Genomic DNA, 17229 nt, shown 5'->3' with positions numbered 1-17229 from the left:
ACTTTCGTATTCTTTAGTACCGTTTAAACCTTAGTTAACGACGAGTTATGTACGCTTTTGTTAAACTTTATTTTAACTAGACTCCTTATTCAATATATATTTAATCCAAATATTACAGGTAATTTATGAAATTAAACAAGGTTGAGCCAAAATATATTTCAAAATCGAACCCAAGAATTGGTCTTATAACGCTTGGTAGCGATTTTAGAATTGAAAAGGATTTTAATAATGTGATCTATGGAAGAGATGTAGATCTGTATGTTAATCGAATACATTGTTACAATCCCTTGACCAACGAAACGTTAGCTAAAATGGCAGATGATATTACCGATGTCACTAAAGATATTTTACCAGATCAAAAAATAGATTGTGTTGCTTATGGATGTACATCAGGAACAATTGCAGCAGGTTATGATGTGATTGAAAAAAATGTGAAGTTAGCCAAGCCTGAAGCAAAAGTTACCACCCCAATTACATCTGCTATTAAGGCTTTAAAAGCTTTTAACATTAACAAAGTATCGGTTTTTACCCCTTATACAAAAAGTATAAACGACTCAGTTATAAATTATTTTAATAAAGAAAATATTGCAGTTAATGGATTAACATATTTTGATATTGAGTCTGATTTAGATATTGGAAAAGTAGATGAAGAATATTTATTTGAAGTTTTGTCAAAAATTAATTTAGAAGATAGTGAGGCATTATTTGTGTCTTGTACGGCATTACCAGTATTATCGATAATCGATAAGCTTGAAAAAAAAATGAATAAAGTCATTTTATCTAGCAATCAAACATTAATTTGGGAAAGTCTAAATGCTATTGGCTATAAAAATAGTATTGAAGGTTTTGGAAAACTATTTAAATTTAACTAAATGAATTTTACAAAAGAAGAATACAAAAATAGATTAAAGAAGGTTCAAAAATCAATGCAAGATAAAGGCATTGATGTATTAATCTCTCAGGATCCATCGAATATGAATTATTTAACAGGTTATGATGCTTGGTCGTTTTATTATGCCCAATGTGTCATAGTTCATATTAATGCAGATGAGCCCTTATGTTTTGTTAGAGACCAAGATGCTGGTGGAGCATATATTAAAACTTATTTGAAAGATGAAAATATTATAAAGTATGGTGAAAAATATATTCATAATTGGCCGCTTCACCCTTATGAAGCTTTAACAGATATTATTAAAGAAAGAAAATGGGATAAACTTTCTATTGGAGTTGAAATGGACAGTCATTATTTTACTGCCTACTGTTATGAAAAAATAAAATCAGGTTTACCCAATGCAAAAATTTCAGATTGTGAAAGATTAGTCAACTGGGTTAGAGTTGTAAAATCAGATACTGAAATTAATTTAATGAAAGCTGCATCATTAATCGTTCAAACAGGAATGAAGAAAGCTTTTGAAGTAATCAATCCTGGGGTAAGACAATGTGATGCTGTATCAGAAATACAAGCGGCTCTAATAAAGGGAACTCCTGAGTTTGGTGGAGATTATGCGTCTATTGTTCCAATGCTTCCAACTGGCAAAGGTACATCAGCATCTCATTTAACATGGACAGAAGATAAATTTGTAGAAGGCGAAGCAACAATTATTGAACTTTCAGGTTCTCATAAAAAATACCATTGTCCTATGGCAAGAACAGTGCTTCTTGGAAAAGCTGACCAGCTTAAAATTGATACAATGAAAAAAACAAACGAAGCCTTGCAGGCAGGTATTGATGCTATCAAACCAGGAAAAACTGCAGATGATGTGGCTCAGGCATTTTGGAAGGTTCTAGATAAGTACGGTATAGAGAAAACCTCTCGTACTGGATATTCTATCGGAATTGGTTACCCACCTGATTGGGGGGAACACACTTTAAATATATCAAAAGGAGATATGACAATTTTAGAGCCAAATATTACTTTTCATATGATTGCTGTTATGCAATTTGGAAATTGGGGAGTTGAAGCTTCTGAAGCAATAAGAGTTACGGATCAAGGAAGTGAGCTATTTTGTAATTTTTCAAAAGATCTTCACATTAAATAATTAAAATAAAAAAACTTGATAAATAAGCTCACAAATGTTTTAAATCCATTTAGAAAATATGACTAAAAACAAAGAATTTGTAAAATTTGACAATGTAGACAAGAGCTATGATGGCAAAGTATTGGTCGTTAAAGGATTAAATCTAGACATTGAAGAAGGTGAGTTTGTAACTATGCTAGGACCCTCTGGTTCTGGTAAAACAACTTGTCTTATGATGCTGGCTGGTTTTGAAACACCAACTCATGGAGAAATTTATTTAGATGGTAAGGTTATTTCAAATATTCCACCTCACAAAAGAGGAATAGGAATGGTATTCCAGAACTATGCTTTATTTCCACACATGACTGTTTATGAAAATTTAGCTTTTCCATTAAGAGTTAGAAAAATTCCAAAAGATGAAGCTGATAAAAAAATAGATAAAGCTTTATCCATGGTTTCACTTCATGGTTTTGAAGCAAGAATGCCGATGCAATTATCAGGTGGACAACAACAGCGTGTTGCTGTTGCAAGATCATTAGTTTTTGATCCACAAGTGGTATTAATGGATGAACCACTTGGAGCATTAGATAAAAATTTAAGAGAAAGCATGCAATATGAAATTAAACATATTCACGAAAGTATTGGTGTAACAGTTGTGTATGTTACACACGATCAAACGGAAGCATTAACAATGTCAAACCGTATTGCAGTTTTCAATGATGGTAAAGTTCAGCAACTATCAAGTCCTGATGAATTGTATGAAAAACCAGTTAATTCGTTTGTTGCTGAGTTCATTGGAGAAAATAATAAATTTTCAGGTCAAGTTTTAGATATTTCAGGAGATAAATGTAAAGTTAAATTAGAAAATGGCACAGAAATTTTAGCAAATCCAGTTGCTGTTAAAGCAAAAGGGGATAAGACTAAAGTTTCACTAAGACCCGAAAGAGCAATTATAGATCCTACAGATAAAATGGATAATAATCATAAAGGTAAAATTGAAGAAATAATTTATCACGGTGATCACACTAGACTAAGAGTTGATTTGTTGGGAAATAAAGAATTCATTCTTAAAGTACCAAATAGCACTGCAAGATTAGATCTAAAAAAAGGTAATATGCTTAATATTGGTTGGAACAGTATTGATTGCAGAGCTTTAGATCCAAAATAATCTTAAAAAAATCCCTAAAAAACTCAAATAAAATAAAGGCAAATTAGACATAATTGGCTGTTGACTAAACTTATCTATCTTGTTTTACTTTCACTTTATAAAATAACAAACGTTAACGTTAAATAGGAGAGAAAATGAAAAAAATAAGTAAATTATTACTTGCTCTATCTTTTGTACTTTCTATCACAACTTCAGCATTTGCAGTTACTGTAGTGTCTTGGGGTGGTGCTTATACTGAAAGTCAAAAATTAGGGTATGGTGATCCTACAGCAGCGAAACTTGGAATACCTGTAAATTGGGTAGATTACACTGGTGGATTATCAGAAATTAAAGCTCAAAAAGAAGCTGGAAAAATCACTTGGGACATCATTGATGTGTACGCAAAAGACACTATCATTGGATGTGACGAAGGTATTTTCCACGAATTCGATTTTGATAAAGATTTTGCACCTGCTCCAGATGGAACACCTGCAAGTCAGGACTTCTTTACAAGCATGCCTTCAAAATGTGCAGTTGGAAATATCTTGTACTCATGGAACTATGCTTACAATGATGCAACAATTGGGGACAAAAAACCTAACTCATTGAAAGACTTTTTTGATACTAAAAACTTCCCTGGTAAAAGAGCAATTTACAAAGGTGCAATGTCTAACTTAGAGATTGCTATCACTGCAGACGGTGTAAACCCTGGTAAAGGTTCTGACTTAACTTACAGAAAACTTGAAGCAGATGGCGGTATTGATAGAGCTATGAACAAGCTTAAAGCACTTTGTACAGATCCAAATGGTGGATGTGTATTCTGGAATGCTGGAGCTCAACCACCAGAACTACTAGCTAATGGTGAAGTAGTAATGGCAACTGGTTGGAACGGTAGATTCTTTAATGCGCAAATGGAAGGAACTCCACTTGTACAAGTATGGGATGGACAAATTCTTGACTATGAATATTTTGCATTAGTTAAAGATGGTCCAGGTTATGCTGACGGTAGCGCTATGAAAGTACTTAGAGAAATGACTAGCTCAGAAGGTTTAGCTGGAAGTGCTAAGTATATTGCATACGCACCTTGGAGAAAATCTTCAATTGCTGTTATGGAAGCTGGAGAGCCTTGGTTTAAAGATGGTAAAACAAGTATGGTACCACATATGCCAACAGCACCTGCTAACACAAAAAGATACATTCTTATGAACCCTGATTTCTGGGCAGATAACCAAGATGAAATCGGTGAAAAATGGGAAGCAATGAAAGCTGGTCTATAATTTAGTTTTATAGATTAAGTTTTTGTTATAAAATATTAGGGCGGTTATAAAATAACCGCCCTTTTTTTTTAAGAATTTTAAATATGAGTACAGAAAAAATATTATCATCAGACGGGATACCTCTAGAGATAAGCCTAAAAAAAGCTGAGAGAAAAAATAAGCTAAAGGCTTTAATGCTTGTAGGTCCGTTATTTTTATTCCTTATAATTACATACATATTTCCAATAGGAGACATGCTATTTAGAAGTGTAGATGATCGTATGATCACACAAAAATTACCTAACACATTTGCTGCTTTAGAAAAATGGGATGGAAAAGAATTGCCTGATGAAGCAACTTATGAGGCGTTTTATAAAGATTTCTATCCATTGGCTATAAACAAAGAAGCTGGAAAATTATATCAGAGATTAAACTATGAAAAATCTGGTTTTAGTAGTGGATTAAAAAAAACAAATAGAACAATTAAAAAATTTGAAAAAGCTAATTATAAAGAACAATTTATGGCAACCCATAAAATATGGAAAGACGTGGATTATTGGATTGCTTTAAAGAATACTGCTCCAAATTGGTCTTATGCAAAATATCTAAAAGGTCTTGATTTAAAATTTGATCAAGACAGAAATATTATTCAACAAGATGAAGACAGGAGAATTCATAAAATCCTCTGGTTAAGAACTATAAAAGTTGCATTCTGGGTAACTGTATTCTGCTTTTTGCTTGCTTACCCAATTTCACATTTATTGGCCACACTACCAATGAAATATAGTAATTTATTGATGATATGTGTGTTGTTGCCCTTTTGGACATCACTATTAGTTAGAACTTCTAGCTGGATGGTTTTACTTCAACAACAGGGCCCTATAAACGACCTAATTGTTTGGCTAGGTTGGGCTGCTGATGATAATAGACCTGAGTTAATGTATAATGTTGTTGGCACTTTTGTTGCAATGACACAAATTTTATTACCTTTTATGGTTTTGCCACTTTACAGTGTGATGAAAACAATATCTCCAAGCTTAATGAGAGCTGGAAAATCATTAGGTGGAACTCCATTTACTGCATTTAGACAAATTTATTTTCCATTAACAATTCCAGGAATTGGTGCAGGCTGTTTATTAGTTTTTATTTTAGCTATAGGTTACTATATCACTCCAGCATTAGTTGGTGGAGCGAGTGGATCATTGATTAGTAATACGATTGCGTATCATATGAAGAGTTCTTTAGATTGGTCGTTTGCTGCAGCACTAGGTTCTATGCTGTTAGTTGGAGTGTTAACAATCTACTGGATCTATAATAAATTAGTGGGAATTGATAATATTAAACTAGGATAAATTATGGCATTACCAACTTACACATCCTGGAATTATAGAATTTGGCATTATACTTATTTAACAATTTGTGGGTTGGTATTTTTCTTTTTAATAGCACCGCTATTTGTAATTTTACCACTTTCATTTAATGCAGAACAATACATTCACTTTTCCAAGGGAATGATAGCCCTTGACCCAGACGCATTTTCATTAAGATGGTACGAAGACATGATCTATGGGACTAAAAATCCTTGGGGACTTGCGACAAAAAACAGTTTAATAATAGCTTTCTTTGCTACAATTGGATCTACAGTACTTGGAACGGTAGCTGCTCTAGGGTTAAGTAGTAGGCATATGCCATATAAAGCAGCGTTCATGGCTTTATTAATATCTCCAATGATTGTGCCATTAATTATCTCAGGAACAGCAATATTCTTCTTTATGGCAAAAGTAGGTTTAGCTGCAACACATACAGGAATAATTTTATCTCATATTATTTTGGGTACACCGTTTGTAGTTATTACAGTTACAGCAACTTTAACAGGTTTTGATCATAGTGTAACACGTGCTGCATCAAGTTTGGGGAGTAATCCAGTTAATACTTTTATGAAAATAACATTACCATTAATTTTACCTGGTGTTATTTCTGGTGCATTATTTGCCTTTGTAACTTCATTTGATGAAGTTGTTGTTGTGTTATTCTTAGCAGGACTTGAAAACACTACTATTCCAATTCAAATGTGGGTTGGTCTAAGGGAACAGCTAAGCCCAACAATAATGGCAGTGGCAACTTGTTTAATTATAATGTCCACATTAATTCTTGTTAGTGCAGAACTTTTAAGAAGAAGGTCTGAAAGACTAAGAGGAATTAATAGGTAATTGATTTACTAAGATCATTTTTTTTATTATAAACAATTCTTCAATTTTTAAATCTTATGGAAATTAAAAAAGTAGTAGTTATAGGTTCAGGAACTATGGGTAGTGGAATTGCAGCGCATTTGTGTAATGCAAATATTCCAGTAACTTTATTGGATTTAAAAACTGAAATAAGTGAGCAAGCACGGGATAAAATTTACAAATCGAGACCACCACTTTTGTTAGATAAGTCCAAAATAAAAAACATTAAAGTAGGAAACATTTTAGATAATTTTGATGAAGTAAAAGAAGCTGACTGGGTAGTAGAAGCTGTTGTTGAAAGAATAGATATTAAACATGATATCTATAAAAAAATATTCAAAGAAAGAAAAAAAGGTGCGATAGTATCTTCAAACACATCATCTATTCCTATCAAAATATTATCTCAACACTTATCAGAGGAAGAAAAAAAAGATTTTTGTATTACTCACTTTTTTAATCCAGTCAGATACATGGGATTATTAGAGATAGTTAAAAATGAAAATAATGATTTAGATAAAATAAACTCTCTAAAAGCTTTTTGTGAAACAGAACTTGGAAAAGGTGCAATTATTTGTAATGACACGCCAGGCTTTTTAGGAAATAGAATAGGTGTTTATGCAATGCAAGTTGCAATGACTGAAGCTTTTAAAATGAAACTTAGCATAGAAGAAGCTGATGCAATTTTTGGAAGACCAATGGGTATACCAAAAACAGGTGTGTTTGGTCTTTATGACTTAATTGGTATTGATTTAATGGCCGATGTTTTAAAAAGTTTTATTAAAGAATTATCAGAAAATGACCCTTTTCAAGTAGTTGCAAAAGAAATTCCTTTAGTAAAAAAATTAATTGAAACAGGATATACCGGCCGAAAAGGCAAGGGTGGATTCTATAGAGTTAACAAAACTGGTGAAGTTAAGGTTATGGAAGCAATTAATCTTGAAACTGGAGAATACTCTGCAAGTAAAAAAATTAATATTAAATCAGACAAAATAGACCTTAAAGAATTAATTTCTAGAGAGGATAAGTATGGTGAGTATGCTTGGTCTGTTATTTCTAAGATTATCAAATATGCTTCTTCTTTAGTTCCATCAATTACAAAAGATTTCAATGATATTGATGAAGCAATGAGATTAGGTTTTAATTGGACTAAAGGTCCATTTGAAATGTTAGAAGAAATCAGAGTTGAAACTTTTTTTGGTAAGATTGATGACGTTAAAGGAAATGCTTTTTTAGAAAATTTATCTAAAAACAGAAATCAAGATTTTTATGGATCTAGACAAAAATACACTGACATTGAAACGTTTGGAAAAGCTAAAAAGAAAGCATTAAGTGTAGATGGAAACAGTTCAGCACAGATATATAGATTTAATGATTATAATATTGTTGAGTTTACCACTAAAGCAAATGCTCTAGATTATGATTCAATGGATGCTTTAAAAAAAGCCACAGACAAACCTTTAATTATAATAAATGAAAGCATGCAGTTTTCTGCTGGAGTAAACTTGAGTTATACAATGGATTTTGCGAACAAAAATGATTTTAAATCCATAGAAAAATTTATTAGATATTTTCAAGAAACCTGCAAGCATCTTAAGTATTCTAATCACCCGGTGATATCTGCACCATCAGGTTTAACTCTTGGAGGTGGATTTGAAGTAATGGTCCAAAGTAATTTTGTTGCTTCACATACAAATATTGTAGTTGGATTAGTGGAAACAATAGTTGGACTGATACCAGCTGGAGGTGGATGTAAGGAAATGTTGGCAAGATGGCTTGATACAGACGAGGCTAAAAAAGACCCTCATTATGCACCACTTAAAGTATTTGATATTATTGGTTATGGAAAAACAGCAACTTCACCAATTGAGGCAGAACCATTAAAATACTTAAGACCAGAAGATAAAAAAATAATGAATAGAAATAGTTTACTAGAAGTTTCAAAAAAGATCTTAGACGACAATAAAGAATTTAAAACTCCAACAGAGACTGAATTTAAATTACCAGGAAAAGAAATTTTAATAGAAATGAATAAAATTATAGAAAACCTTTATAATGAAAAAATAATTCGTGATCACGGTGTTACTGTTGCAAAAGAACTGGCTCATGTTTTGAGTGGAGGAGATACAACTATAGATAAAACTTTATCAGAAGATGATTTATTTAAATTAGAATTAGATGCTTTCATGAGATTAATAGAGACAAAAGAAACTCAAGACCGTATTAAACACACACTAGCAACAGGAAAGCCTTTAATTAACTAATATCTATCATCTTCTTCTTTCTTTACCTCGTTTTCTAATATTTCTTCTTTTTTTTCTTCTATTACTTCTTCTTTTTTAAATTCTATTATCTTTTCACTTTGTTCTTTTTCTTTAATTAATTGGTCATTAAACTTTTTAATCAATTCTTCTTCTTTTGCTATTTGCTCCTCATCAAATTTCCTTTCCCACTCTTTTATTCTCTCTTCTTCATCTTTAATTCTTTTTTCTTCGAGAATTCTAGCTTGAATTATTTTTTGTTCTCTTAAATTTTCTAATCTTATTTTTTCTTCTTTTAATTGTAATTCTTCCTGGATTTTTCTTTGATTGAGTTCATTTAATCTTAATTCGTTAAGTTCTTCTATTTCTAATTGTTCTTTTAGTCTAAGTTGTTTTTCTTTTTCTCTTAACTCATCAGCTTCTTTTAATATTTTTATTTCTTTTTCTCTTATTCTTTCAATTTCAATTTTTTTGATACTTTGTTCAATTTCTTCAAGTTTTTGTTTTTGATAATTTAATTTATGTTCTTCTTCAATTAACTTTTGCATATTTTTTTTTTGTTTATCAATCTCAATATTTTTTAATCTTTCTTCTTCATCTTTTATTTTCTGTTTAGCTTCACGGGCTTTTTGTTTCTCAAGAGCCATTAATTTATCATTTTCAATTTTAGCTTTTTGTTGCTCTTGTCTTATTCTTTGCTTTTCAAAAAATTCTAATTTTAGTTTTTCTTCTTTTATTTTTAAATCATCTTGTCTTTCTTTTTCCTCTTCTTCATCTCTTAGTTTTTGCTCTTCAGCTTTAATTCTTTGAGATTCAAGTTTAATTTTTTTTCTTTCAATCTGTTGCTGTTGTTTTATAATTTTTTCTTTCAGTTTTTCTTCATTAGCTATTCTTTGTTTTTCTTCCTTTATTAGATTTAATTCATTTTGTTTAATTAACCTTATTTCTTCATTTTTTTGTTTTTCTTGTTCTAACTTTTCTTTTTTTAATTCTTTAATTTTTTCTTCTTTTATTAATTTAATTCTATGCAGTTCTTTTTGTTTGGCTCTTTCTTTGAAATTATTGTATTTTTCTATTAGAGAAGATGATGTGAATTTTGTTAATTTTTCTATATTAATCTTTTTTAAAATTTTTAAGGGTTGTTCAATTAATTTTTTTTTACTTAAATTAATTTTTTTCCTAATTGTATTTTTTAGGACATTTTTCACAAACGTATCTCATCAATTTTCAATTAATAATAATAGTTATAGAGTGACTAAAATGGGTTCAACGTGAAATTTTATTCATTGTTAATTAAGCATTTTAAAGGAATTAATAAAATCTGGTCTTAATATATACTCTGAGCGTTTATCAGATTTTATTTTTTTCAATACTTCTAAACCATAAAGAACTTTTCCAACGGGTGTATATTCGCCTTCAAATAATGGTTCATCCTGTAGGATTATAAAAAATTGACTGTCTTCAGTATCATTCTTAAATGTTCGAGCTAATCCGACACTACCTTTGGTATAATTAAAATCATTATCAATTTCTGATTTAATTGTACCTAAACCTGATTTTCCAGTTCCAATTTTTCCATAATCTAAATTTCCTTTTTTTCCAAACTCTAAGTCACCAGCCTGGATAAGTTTATTTTCAATTACTCTATGAAAAGCAATATTCTCATAAGCGTTAGATTTAATTAAAGTTACAAATCTTTGAACAGCATTAGGTGAAATATTAGGGTAAAGTTCTATAATTACATTTCCACAAGGTGCATTTAAAACTGCGATATTATTTGGATTTTTAAAAGTAATATTCTTTGGATCAATATTTTTGACAAATAAACATTTATTCTTAACTATAAAATATGTGCAGAAAGTTGTGATAGCTAATAGGATTAAAAAAATAAAAATAAGTTTTTCTGATTTAGAAGCTTTAATTTTTTTTATCATTAGAAAGTAAAAGAATTATCTATTTCTTTTATTTTATTTTCAATATACGAAATTTTATTATTTAAAATAGGATCTAATTTACGAATTTGATTAATTTCTTTTTTCTCTAAGAAGATCATATGCGAATAAACTTCTGCCATATCTTCTGAGGCTGTTGATTTAGAGTATTCTGTAAAAAACCCATCAGTCTCTTGATATTTTTCTAAAGATATATTCTTTGTGCATGTAGAGCATTCAGCGTATTTAAATTCAAAATTATTAAATTTAGCCCATTCTTCTTCATTAAAAATATTTTTGTGCTCAAGATGCATTACATGAAAAACTTCATGATGAATTACTCTTTCAAAATATTTCTCATTAAATTTGATATCTAGTATTAATGTTTTCATTATATTATCTGGAATACCAGCTGTATATAGTTCTGAGATAGATAAATTTTGACACATTACAATATATTTGAGATTAATTTTTTTTAGATAGTCATAAGAGTATCTATTAAGATTTTTATGAATAATCTTATATTTTAATTCTAAATCTTTCTTATTCGGATTTGAACAAACAATGTTTTTTTGAGTGCCTAGTTGGAAGGGTCTTGCTGCATAAAAATATCTAAGTTTATTTTTAGTATTTATTTCATAAATCTCTAAGTTAGGTATCTTAATTAAATTATAAATAGTATTTGCCTTTAGAGGTGTAATTAAAAAAATTAATAGTAAAATAGCTCTTATTAAGTTCATAATTTTAAAGATAGAAGATATTCCATTCTTAAAGAATGTGGTACATTTTATTTATAAATGAAAAAAGAAAGAAACAAAAATCCAGTACAACCAATAAGTGGAACTAAAGTTCCAAGATTTGCTGGTCCATCTACATTTGCAAGATTACCAGAATTAAGAGATGTTGAGAGTTGTGACGTAGCAATTGTTGGAATTCCATTTGATGCAGGCACTAGTTATAGACCTGGTGCGAGATTTGGACCTATGAGTATTAGACAGGCATCAAGACATTTAAGGACTAATTATCATCCAAGTTATGATGTTGAACCATTTAAAGTTCAGCAAGTTGCTGATGCAGGCGACATCACATGTAACCCATTTAACATTGATGAAGCCATTAAACAAATAGAAGAGGGCGCTACAGAACTTTTAAGTAAAGTAGGTGGCATTATTAGTTTAGGAGGTGATCACACAATTGCTCTTCCTTTGCTTAGAGCTATTAATAAAATGAATGATGGTCCAGTTGCTTTAGTACATTTTGATGCTCACTTAGATACATGGGACACATATTTTGGAGCACCCTATACTCATGGAACTCCTTTTAGAAGAGCAAGAGAAGAAAATTTATTTTTAGACGATGCTTCAATGCATGTTGGGATTAGAGGTCCTCTTTACAGTAGAGATGATATAAAAAATGATGAAGAGTTTGGTTTTAAAATCATTCACTGTGATGAATTTCAAACACAAGGTACAGATAAAATTGCTGAAAGAATAAGAAAAAGAGTTGGAAACAATCCACTTTATTTATCTATTGATATAGATGTTTTGGATCCTGCTTTTGCACCAGGAACGGGTACACCTGAAATTGCAGGAATGACTACAAGAGAAATGGTTAATGTCATAAGAGGCCTTTCAGGTTTAAATTTAATTTCTGCGGATGTAGTTGAAGTGTCTCCAGCATATGACCATGCAGAAGTTACATCTTTAGCAGCAGCTACAATTGTTTATGAATTAACTAATTTGTTTGCAAAAGTTAAAAGATAATATAATTTTTAGAAATGCTAGATAAAAAAAATTTTTATATAAATGGAGAATGGGTTTCTCCAAAAAAATCAAATGATTTCAAAGTAATTGACCCTTCAACTGAAGAGGAATGCGCAGTTATATCTTTAGGTGGAGTAGAAGATGTAAATGATGCAGTAAGTGCTGCAACTAAAGCTTTTGAAACTTGGGCATTCTCAACAAAAGAAGAAAGATTAAAATATTTAGAAGCCTTATATGATGTTTATAAAAAAAAATGGGCTGATATGGCTGAAGCAATCTCCCTTGAAATGGGAGCCCCAATTGATTTTTCAACTCAATTACAAGCTGGAACTGGTGCTAGTCACATAAAATCTTATATAAAAGTTTTAAAAGAATACACATTTGAAGCAAAATTAGGAGAACATGCTCTTAATAATAATATTTTGCATGAACCAAAAGGGGTTTGCGCGTTAATAACTCCATGGAATTGGCCGATGAATCAAGTTTGTTTAAAAGTAATACCAGCTATTGCTGCAGGTTGTACAATGGTCCTTAAACCATCTGAGATAGCCCCCTTATCATCGATGATTTTAGCAGAAATGATTGATGAAATTAAATTACCAAAAGGTGTATTTAATTTAGTAAATGGAGATGGTGCAGTTACTGGAAATGCATTAACAAGTCACCCCGATGTAAACATGGTTTCATTCACAGGATCAACTAGAGCAGGTGCTTTAATTTCTGAAAATGCGGCAAAAGACTTTAAAAGAGTTAGTTTAGAGCTTGGAGGAAAAGGTGCTAACATTATATTTAAAGATGCTGATGCTGAAGCAGTTGAAAGAGGAGCGCTTAGATGTTTTAGAAATACAGGGCAATCTTGTAATGCTCCAACAAGAATGTTGGTAGAAAAATCAATCTATGCAGATGCAGTGGAAAGAGTTAAAAATTTTGCTAATTCAATGAAAGTTGATGTTGCAACAAAAAATGGTGATCATATTGGTCCTGTTGTTTCAAAAACTCAATTTGAAAAAATTCAAACATTAATACAAGTTGGAATTGACGAAGGTGCAAAATTAGTTGCTGGTGGAACAGGCAAACCAGATGGCCTTGATAAAGGTTATTTTGTTAAACCTACAGCATTTGCGGATGTTAATAACCAAATGCAGATTGCAAGAACAGAAATATTTGGTCCTGTTTTGTCAATTATACCTTTTGAAACTGAAGAAGAAGCTATTGCTATAGCTAATGACACTCCGTATGGATTGTTAAATTTTATTCAAACACAAGATCAAGAAAAAGCTAATAGAGTTGCTAGAAAATTAAGATCAGGAATGGTCGATATTAATGGAGCTGGTTTAGCGCCAGATGCTCCTTTTGGTGGATATAAACATTCAGGTATTGGACGTGAAGCAGGTAAATTAGGTTTAGAAGAATATTTAGAAGTTAAAGTTGTTAGTGGTTGGAACGATTAATCAAATTTATGTTGCTGTGTTCATAATAGGTTTTCTGCAATTCAATAAACCCTATATTTATTAATTAATTTTCTAAACTAGAAGTTGTATCGCTTTATACTTTACATAACATAAATAATCCATAATGTCGCAGGTAGTGTTACCATAGCTTTATAGTTAATAAGAGTAACAAAAATAAAAAGGAGAAATAATATGGGTAGATCGTCAAAACTCTACAACTCAGATTTAGCTCCAACTCCAAGCAATAAAAAAAATTGGGGATGGTTTGAAATCTTTAATGTCTGGGCTAATGATGTTCAAAGTTTATTTGGTTATACTTTGGCTGCATCTTTGTTTTTAGCGTCAGGACTAAATGGTTGGGCTGTATTTGCTGCATTAATTCTAGCAGGATTTTTTATAATGTGGCTAGTAAACTTATCAGGTAAACCAAGTGTAAAACATGGAATTCCATATCCAGTATTTGCTCGTGTTAGTATGGGTGTCTTTGGAGCAAACTTTCCAGCAATGGCCAGAGGTCTTGTTGCAATGTTTTGGTATGGAGCACAAACTTATGCAGCATCAACTGCTGTAGCACTTTTAATTACTGGAATAACAGGAATGGAAGGTGAAGTTATGTTTCTTGGCATGACAGGTGTAATGTGGGTTTCATTTATATTTGTTTCAGCATTTCAAGTTTATTTATTTTGGCAGGGTGTAGATCTTGTTAAAAAATTCTTAAACTTCGCTGGTCCTGCTGTCTATGCGGTAATGATACTATTGATGATTATTATCTGGGCTAAAGCTGGTGGAGGATTATTTTCGGAAGTTGGAAATATATTCTCTGGTGGTGAAAGAACAGGTGGCTTTGAAGGCTTAGGATCATTTGGAGCTTTCTTAGCAGTATTTTCTATCATGGTTGGATATTTTGCTGCAGTAGTTATCAATTTTGGTGACTTTGCTAGATTTGTTAAAAATGAAGATGAAATGAGAAAAGGTAACCTATGGGGATTAGTAGGTAACGTGATCTTATTCTCTTTTATTACTTTAATGATCACAGGCGGAACAATCGCAATTTTTGGTGAGTATGTTGCAAGTCCTACAGAGATGGTAGCTAAAGTAGATAACCTAGGTTTAACAATTATTGCTGCATTTGCATTCTTTGCTGCAACAGTTGGTATAAATATGGTTGCAAACTTTATACCTCCTGCGTATGACTTAGCCAATTTAATGCCAAGTAAAATTAACTTTAAAACTGGTGGGTTAATCACAGCTGGTTTTGGTTTTATTATTGGTGGTATGTGGGTTGCTGTTATTACTCAAATGGGTTTATTTCCATTTGTTAATACGTTAGGAGCAATTCTTGCGCCAGTATTTGGTATCATGATGGTTGATTACTACATTATCAAAAAAGAAAAAATTGATGTAGACGCATTGTTCGATGATAGTTCTAAAGGACAATATCATTACAATGGTGGTTTCAATTACAAGGGAATGTTAGCTTGGATATTGTCAGGTTACATCGCAGTTGGAACTGTTTGGCCAAACATCTTGATTTTAGGTTTAGATGATTTCTTTGCTAACTTAGGTGGTGGCGGAGGATATGCTTGGATAATTGGAGCATCATTAGGTGCTGTAGTTCATTTAGTAATATCTAAAAGATAAGACAAAACTCTATAGTTATAATAAAAGACCCGTCGCATTAGTGCGGCGGGTTTTAGTATTTTAGAAATATTTCTTCTTTATTTAAATCTTCAAGCACAAGATTGTCACCAGAACCTTTTCTATCTACGACTAAAAAATTCATATCTTTAGTGGAGATTAAAGGAAAGTGCCATATACCAGGATTATAATTCACACCAATATCAGGTGGAACAATGAAGGACTCAATTTCATCGACATTTGGTTTATCACCCTTTGGTGCAACTAATACTAAAAAAGTAGTTTCTTGCATCGGTATAAAAGCTTGACTTCCTAAAGGATGTTTTTCCATCATATCAATTTTCATTGGAAAGGATCTTTTTAAGGCAGAAAAAATACAAATAGTAGTTTCTCCATTATCAGTTGACGTGTCTAAATTTGCTATACCATCAAATCTTTTTGCATAACCATTATTAATTTCAAGTGGCTTTATATCTTTAGTTGTAATTACGTCTCCATACTTAGAGAAATTTTCTTTAGTGATTGGTTTTGGCTTAATTATAATTTTCATTAAAGTACCTTACCAAACATTCTAAATCTTGAAATACCACCATCTGGAAAAATATTAATTTTAACATAATTAATTTTATTATTTTTCATTAATTTGTTTTTAAATATATGTGTCTTATTTGCTGATAATTTAACTTTATCTAATAGAATTTTCCACTTCTTAGAATTTTTTATAATTGAAGAAGATGTTTTATTGTTAGGAATATAAATCGCTTGAAGAGAGCAGTGACTTGGATAATTTCCTTTAAAATGATGTGTTGATATTTCAATTTTATCAATTTTATTGCCATCAATTGAATTTAATATTAGCCAATCAAAACCTTTGTGTCTTCTTCTTCTAGTTTCCCATCCATCACCCATATTTTTTGCTTTACCAGGTGCTAAAATATTTTCAGCTTTTCCAAAATGTTCATTATTACAAGCTATAACTGAGGCTCCGTTTAAAAGAGATGTTAAATTTGTAGTCTTATTTTTCAAGTTAATTGTGTCCTTTGAAATTTTTCCAAAAAGCCTTAATCTAGCAACTCCTCCATCTGGAAAGATGTTAAATTTAATATGAGTAACCGTAGATTTAGAAGAGATATTAAAAAAATGATGACTGTTAGCTTTTGTTTTTTTTTTATTCAGTAAAGTTTTCCATCTAAAATTTTTATACGAATTAGATTTAGAGTTACAGGCCTCTAAAGAAATCATAGATGGTTGATTCCCATTGAAATGAGATGTGTCCACATCTATTTTCGAAATTTTCCCAGGTTTACCTAATTTAATAATTAAATAATCATGTCCTGGATTTCTTTTTCTTCTCGACTCCCAACCATCCATCCATTTTCCGTTTTTATCAAACAATCCCTCCTTAAAAACAGCAGGTGCTGGATCTATAATTCTATTGGCTGAGGCAAAAAAATCATCTGTTTTATAAATAACTTTTGAACCCAATCGGGGCTGAGCCAAGTCTATTAATCCATTTGTGAAAATTATTTTTTCAGACAT

15 protein-coding genes are annotated in these 17229 nt (G+C 31.0%); 10 read left to right on the top strand and 5 right to left on the bottom strand.

All coding sequences use genetic code 11. The annotated features are described in order from the left end of the window. Nucleotides 1-125: 125 nt before the first annotated feature. The 7 genes from AC5SL9_RS04810 to AC5SL9_RS04780 all read left to right on the top strand — a co-directional run bounded on the left by AC5SL9_RS04810 (nucleotide 126) and on the right by AC5SL9_RS04780 (nucleotide 8910). A complete protein-coding gene (locus AC5SL9_RS04810; protein WP_027307101.1) occupies nucleotides 126-872 on the top strand; it encodes a maleate cis-trans isomerase family protein in 747 nt (248 codons plus the stop codon). Next, nucleotides 873-2039, top strand: coding sequence for a M24 family metallopeptidase (locus AC5SL9_RS04805; RefSeq protein ID WP_011282320.1), 1167 nt, complete (start codon nucleotides 873-875; stop codon nucleotides 2037-2039). A 58-nt stretch (nucleotides 2040-2097) separates the two neighbouring features. Continuing rightward, a complete protein-coding gene (locus tag AC5SL9_RS04800; protein WP_018414312.1) occupies nucleotides 2098-3186 on the top strand; it encodes an ABC transporter ATP-binding protein in 1089 nt (362 codons plus the stop codon). 134 nt (nucleotides 3187-3320) lie between these two features. Then, complete coding sequence (locus AC5SL9_RS04795) at nucleotides 3321-4442, top strand: extracellular solute-binding protein (RefSeq protein ID WP_494573894.1); 1122 nt, start codon at nucleotides 3321-3323, stop codon at nucleotides 4440-4442. Between the two features lie 83 nt (nucleotides 4443-4525). Then, nucleotides 4526-5773, top strand: coding sequence for an ABC transporter permease (locus tag AC5SL9_RS04790; protein ID WP_006997948.1), 1248 nt, complete (start codon nucleotides 4526-4528; stop codon nucleotides 5771-5773). A gap of 3 nt (nucleotides 5774-5776) precedes the next feature. After that, entirely contained in the window at nucleotides 5777-6631 is an 855-nt protein-coding gene (locus tag AC5SL9_RS04785) for an ABC transporter permease (protein ID WP_006997949.1), read from the top strand. A gap of 56 nt (nucleotides 6632-6687) precedes the next feature. Next, nucleotides 6688-8910 (top strand): 3-hydroxyacyl-CoA dehydrogenase/enoyl-CoA hydratase family protein, encoded by a 2223-nt coding sequence (locus tag AC5SL9_RS04780; protein ID WP_020169620.1) that lies wholly within the window; start codon nucleotides 6688-6690, stop codon nucleotides 8908-8910. Here AC5SL9_RS04780 and AC5SL9_RS04775 read toward each other — a convergent pair. The 3 genes from AC5SL9_RS04775 to AC5SL9_RS04765 form a co-directional block, all read right to left on the bottom strand. Continuing rightward, entirely contained in the window at nucleotides 8907-10115 is a 1209-nt protein-coding gene (locus tag AC5SL9_RS04775) for a coiled-coil domain-containing protein (protein ID WP_018414307.1), read from the bottom strand. The two genes, AC5SL9_RS04780 and AC5SL9_RS04775, sit on opposite strands and share 4 nt — an antisense overlap. A gap of 81 nt (nucleotides 10116-10196) precedes the next feature. Continuing rightward, complete coding sequence (locus AC5SL9_RS04770; protein ID WP_006997952.1) at nucleotides 10197-10841, bottom strand: peptidylprolyl isomerase; 645 nt, start codon at nucleotides 10839-10841, stop codon at nucleotides 10197-10199. Beyond that, complete coding sequence (locus AC5SL9_RS04765) at nucleotides 10841-11578, bottom strand: putative zinc-binding metallopeptidase (protein ID WP_494573893.1); 738 nt, start codon at nucleotides 11576-11578, stop codon at nucleotides 10841-10843. Before AC5SL9_RS04765 ends, AC5SL9_RS04770 begins: the two co-directional genes overlap by 1 nt. A gap of 57 nt (nucleotides 11579-11635) precedes the next feature. Here AC5SL9_RS04765 and speB point away from each other — a divergent pair, with 57 nt between their 5' ends. From speB to AC5SL9_RS04750, 3 genes are all read left to right on the top strand, one after another. Next, nucleotides 11636-12601 carry an agmatinase gene (speB, locus tag AC5SL9_RS04760; RefSeq protein ID WP_494573892.1) on the top strand — a complete coding sequence of 322 codons (966 nt, stop codon included), beginning with the start codon at nucleotides 11636-11638 and terminating at the stop codon, nucleotides 12599-12601. Nucleotides 12602-12615: 14 nt separating this feature from the next. Beyond that, the gene (locus AC5SL9_RS04755; RefSeq protein ID WP_494573891.1) at nucleotides 12616-14052 is read left to right on the top strand and encodes an aldehyde dehydrogenase family protein; all 1437 of its coding nucleotides are present in this window, start codon (nucleotides 12616-12618) and stop codon (nucleotides 14050-14052) included. Nucleotides 14053-14244: 192 nt separating this feature from the next. Next, nucleotides 14245-15693, top strand: a complete 1449-nt coding sequence (locus tag AC5SL9_RS04750; RefSeq protein ID WP_271726205.1) for an NCS1 family nucleobase:cation symporter-1 — start codon at nucleotides 14245-14247, stop codon at nucleotides 15691-15693. A gap of 52 nt (nucleotides 15694-15745) precedes the next feature. On the opposite strand, the gene AC5SL9_RS04745 is transcribed toward AC5SL9_RS04750, so the two are convergent. Then, entirely contained in the window at nucleotides 15746-16240 is a 495-nt protein-coding gene (locus tag AC5SL9_RS04745; protein ID WP_494573890.1) for an ureidoglycolate lyase, read from the bottom strand. Beyond that, nucleotides 16240-17229 carry an allantoicase gene (gene alc / locus AC5SL9_RS04740; protein ID WP_494573889.1) on the bottom strand — a complete coding sequence of 330 codons (990 nt, stop codon included), beginning with the start codon at nucleotides 17227-17229 and terminating at the stop codon, nucleotides 16240-16242. The genes AC5SL9_RS04745 and alc overlap by 1 nt, the downstream gene beginning before the upstream one ends.

The sequence above is a fragment of the Candidatus Pelagibacter sp. PS_37 genome (genome assembly GCF_059417825.1).
The sequence above is the reverse complement of the archived record's forward strand: the minus strand, read 5'-3'. Positions and strand labels throughout refer to the sequence as shown.

What these genes read in the sequence shown, in the direction of transcription:
- AC5SL9_RS04745 (WP_494573890.1), bottom strand. Translation starts at nt 16,240, where the DNA reads ATGAAAATTATAATTAAGCCAAAACCAATCACTAAAGAAAATTTCTCT.
- AC5SL9_RS04795 (WP_494573894.1), top strand. Translation starts at nt 3,321, where the DNA reads ATGAAAAAAATAAGTAAATTATTACTTGCTCTATCTTTTGTACTTTCT.
- AC5SL9_RS04790 (WP_006997948.1), top strand. Translation starts at nt 4,526, where the DNA reads ATGAGTACAGAAAAAATATTATCATCAGACGGGATACCTCTAGAGATA.
- AC5SL9_RS04805 (WP_011282320.1), top strand. Translation starts at nt 873, where the DNA reads ATGAATTTTACAAAAGAAGAATACAAAAATAGATTAAAGAAGGTTCAA.
- AC5SL9_RS04810 (WP_027307101.1), top strand. Translation starts at nt 126, where the DNA reads ATGAAATTAAACAAGGTTGAGCCAAAATATATTTCAAAATCGAACCCA.
- AC5SL9_RS04765 (WP_494573893.1), bottom strand. Translation starts at nt 11,578, where the DNA reads ATGAACTTAATAAGAGCTATTTTACTATTAATTTTTTTAATTACACCT.
- AC5SL9_RS04800 (WP_018414312.1), top strand. Translation starts at nt 2,098, where the DNA reads ATGACTAAAAACAAAGAATTTGTAAAATTTGACAATGTAGACAAGAGC.
- speB (WP_494573892.1), top strand. Translation starts at nt 11,636, where the DNA reads ATGAAAAAAGAAAGAAACAAAAATCCAGTACAACCAATAAGTGGAACT.
- AC5SL9_RS04750 (WP_271726205.1), top strand. Translation starts at nt 14,245, where the DNA reads ATGGGTAGATCGTCAAAACTCTACAACTCAGATTTAGCTCCAACTCCA.
- AC5SL9_RS04780 (WP_020169620.1), top strand. Translation starts at nt 6,688, where the DNA reads ATGGAAATTAAAAAAGTAGTAGTTATAGGTTCAGGAACTATGGGTAGT.
- alc (WP_494573889.1), bottom strand. Translation starts at nt 17,229, where the DNA reads ATGTCTGAAAAAATAATTTTCACAAATGGATTAATAGACTTGGCTCAG.
- AC5SL9_RS04755 (WP_494573891.1), top strand. Translation starts at nt 12,616, where the DNA reads ATGCTAGATAAAAAAAATTTTTATATAAATGGAGAATGGGTTTCTCCA.
- AC5SL9_RS04785 (WP_006997949.1), top strand. Translation starts at nt 5,777, where the DNA reads ATGGCATTACCAACTTACACATCCTGGAATTATAGAATTTGGCATTAT.
- AC5SL9_RS04770 (WP_006997952.1), bottom strand. Translation starts at nt 10,841, where the DNA reads ATGATAAAAAAAATTAAAGCTTCTAAATCAGAAAAACTTATTTTTATT.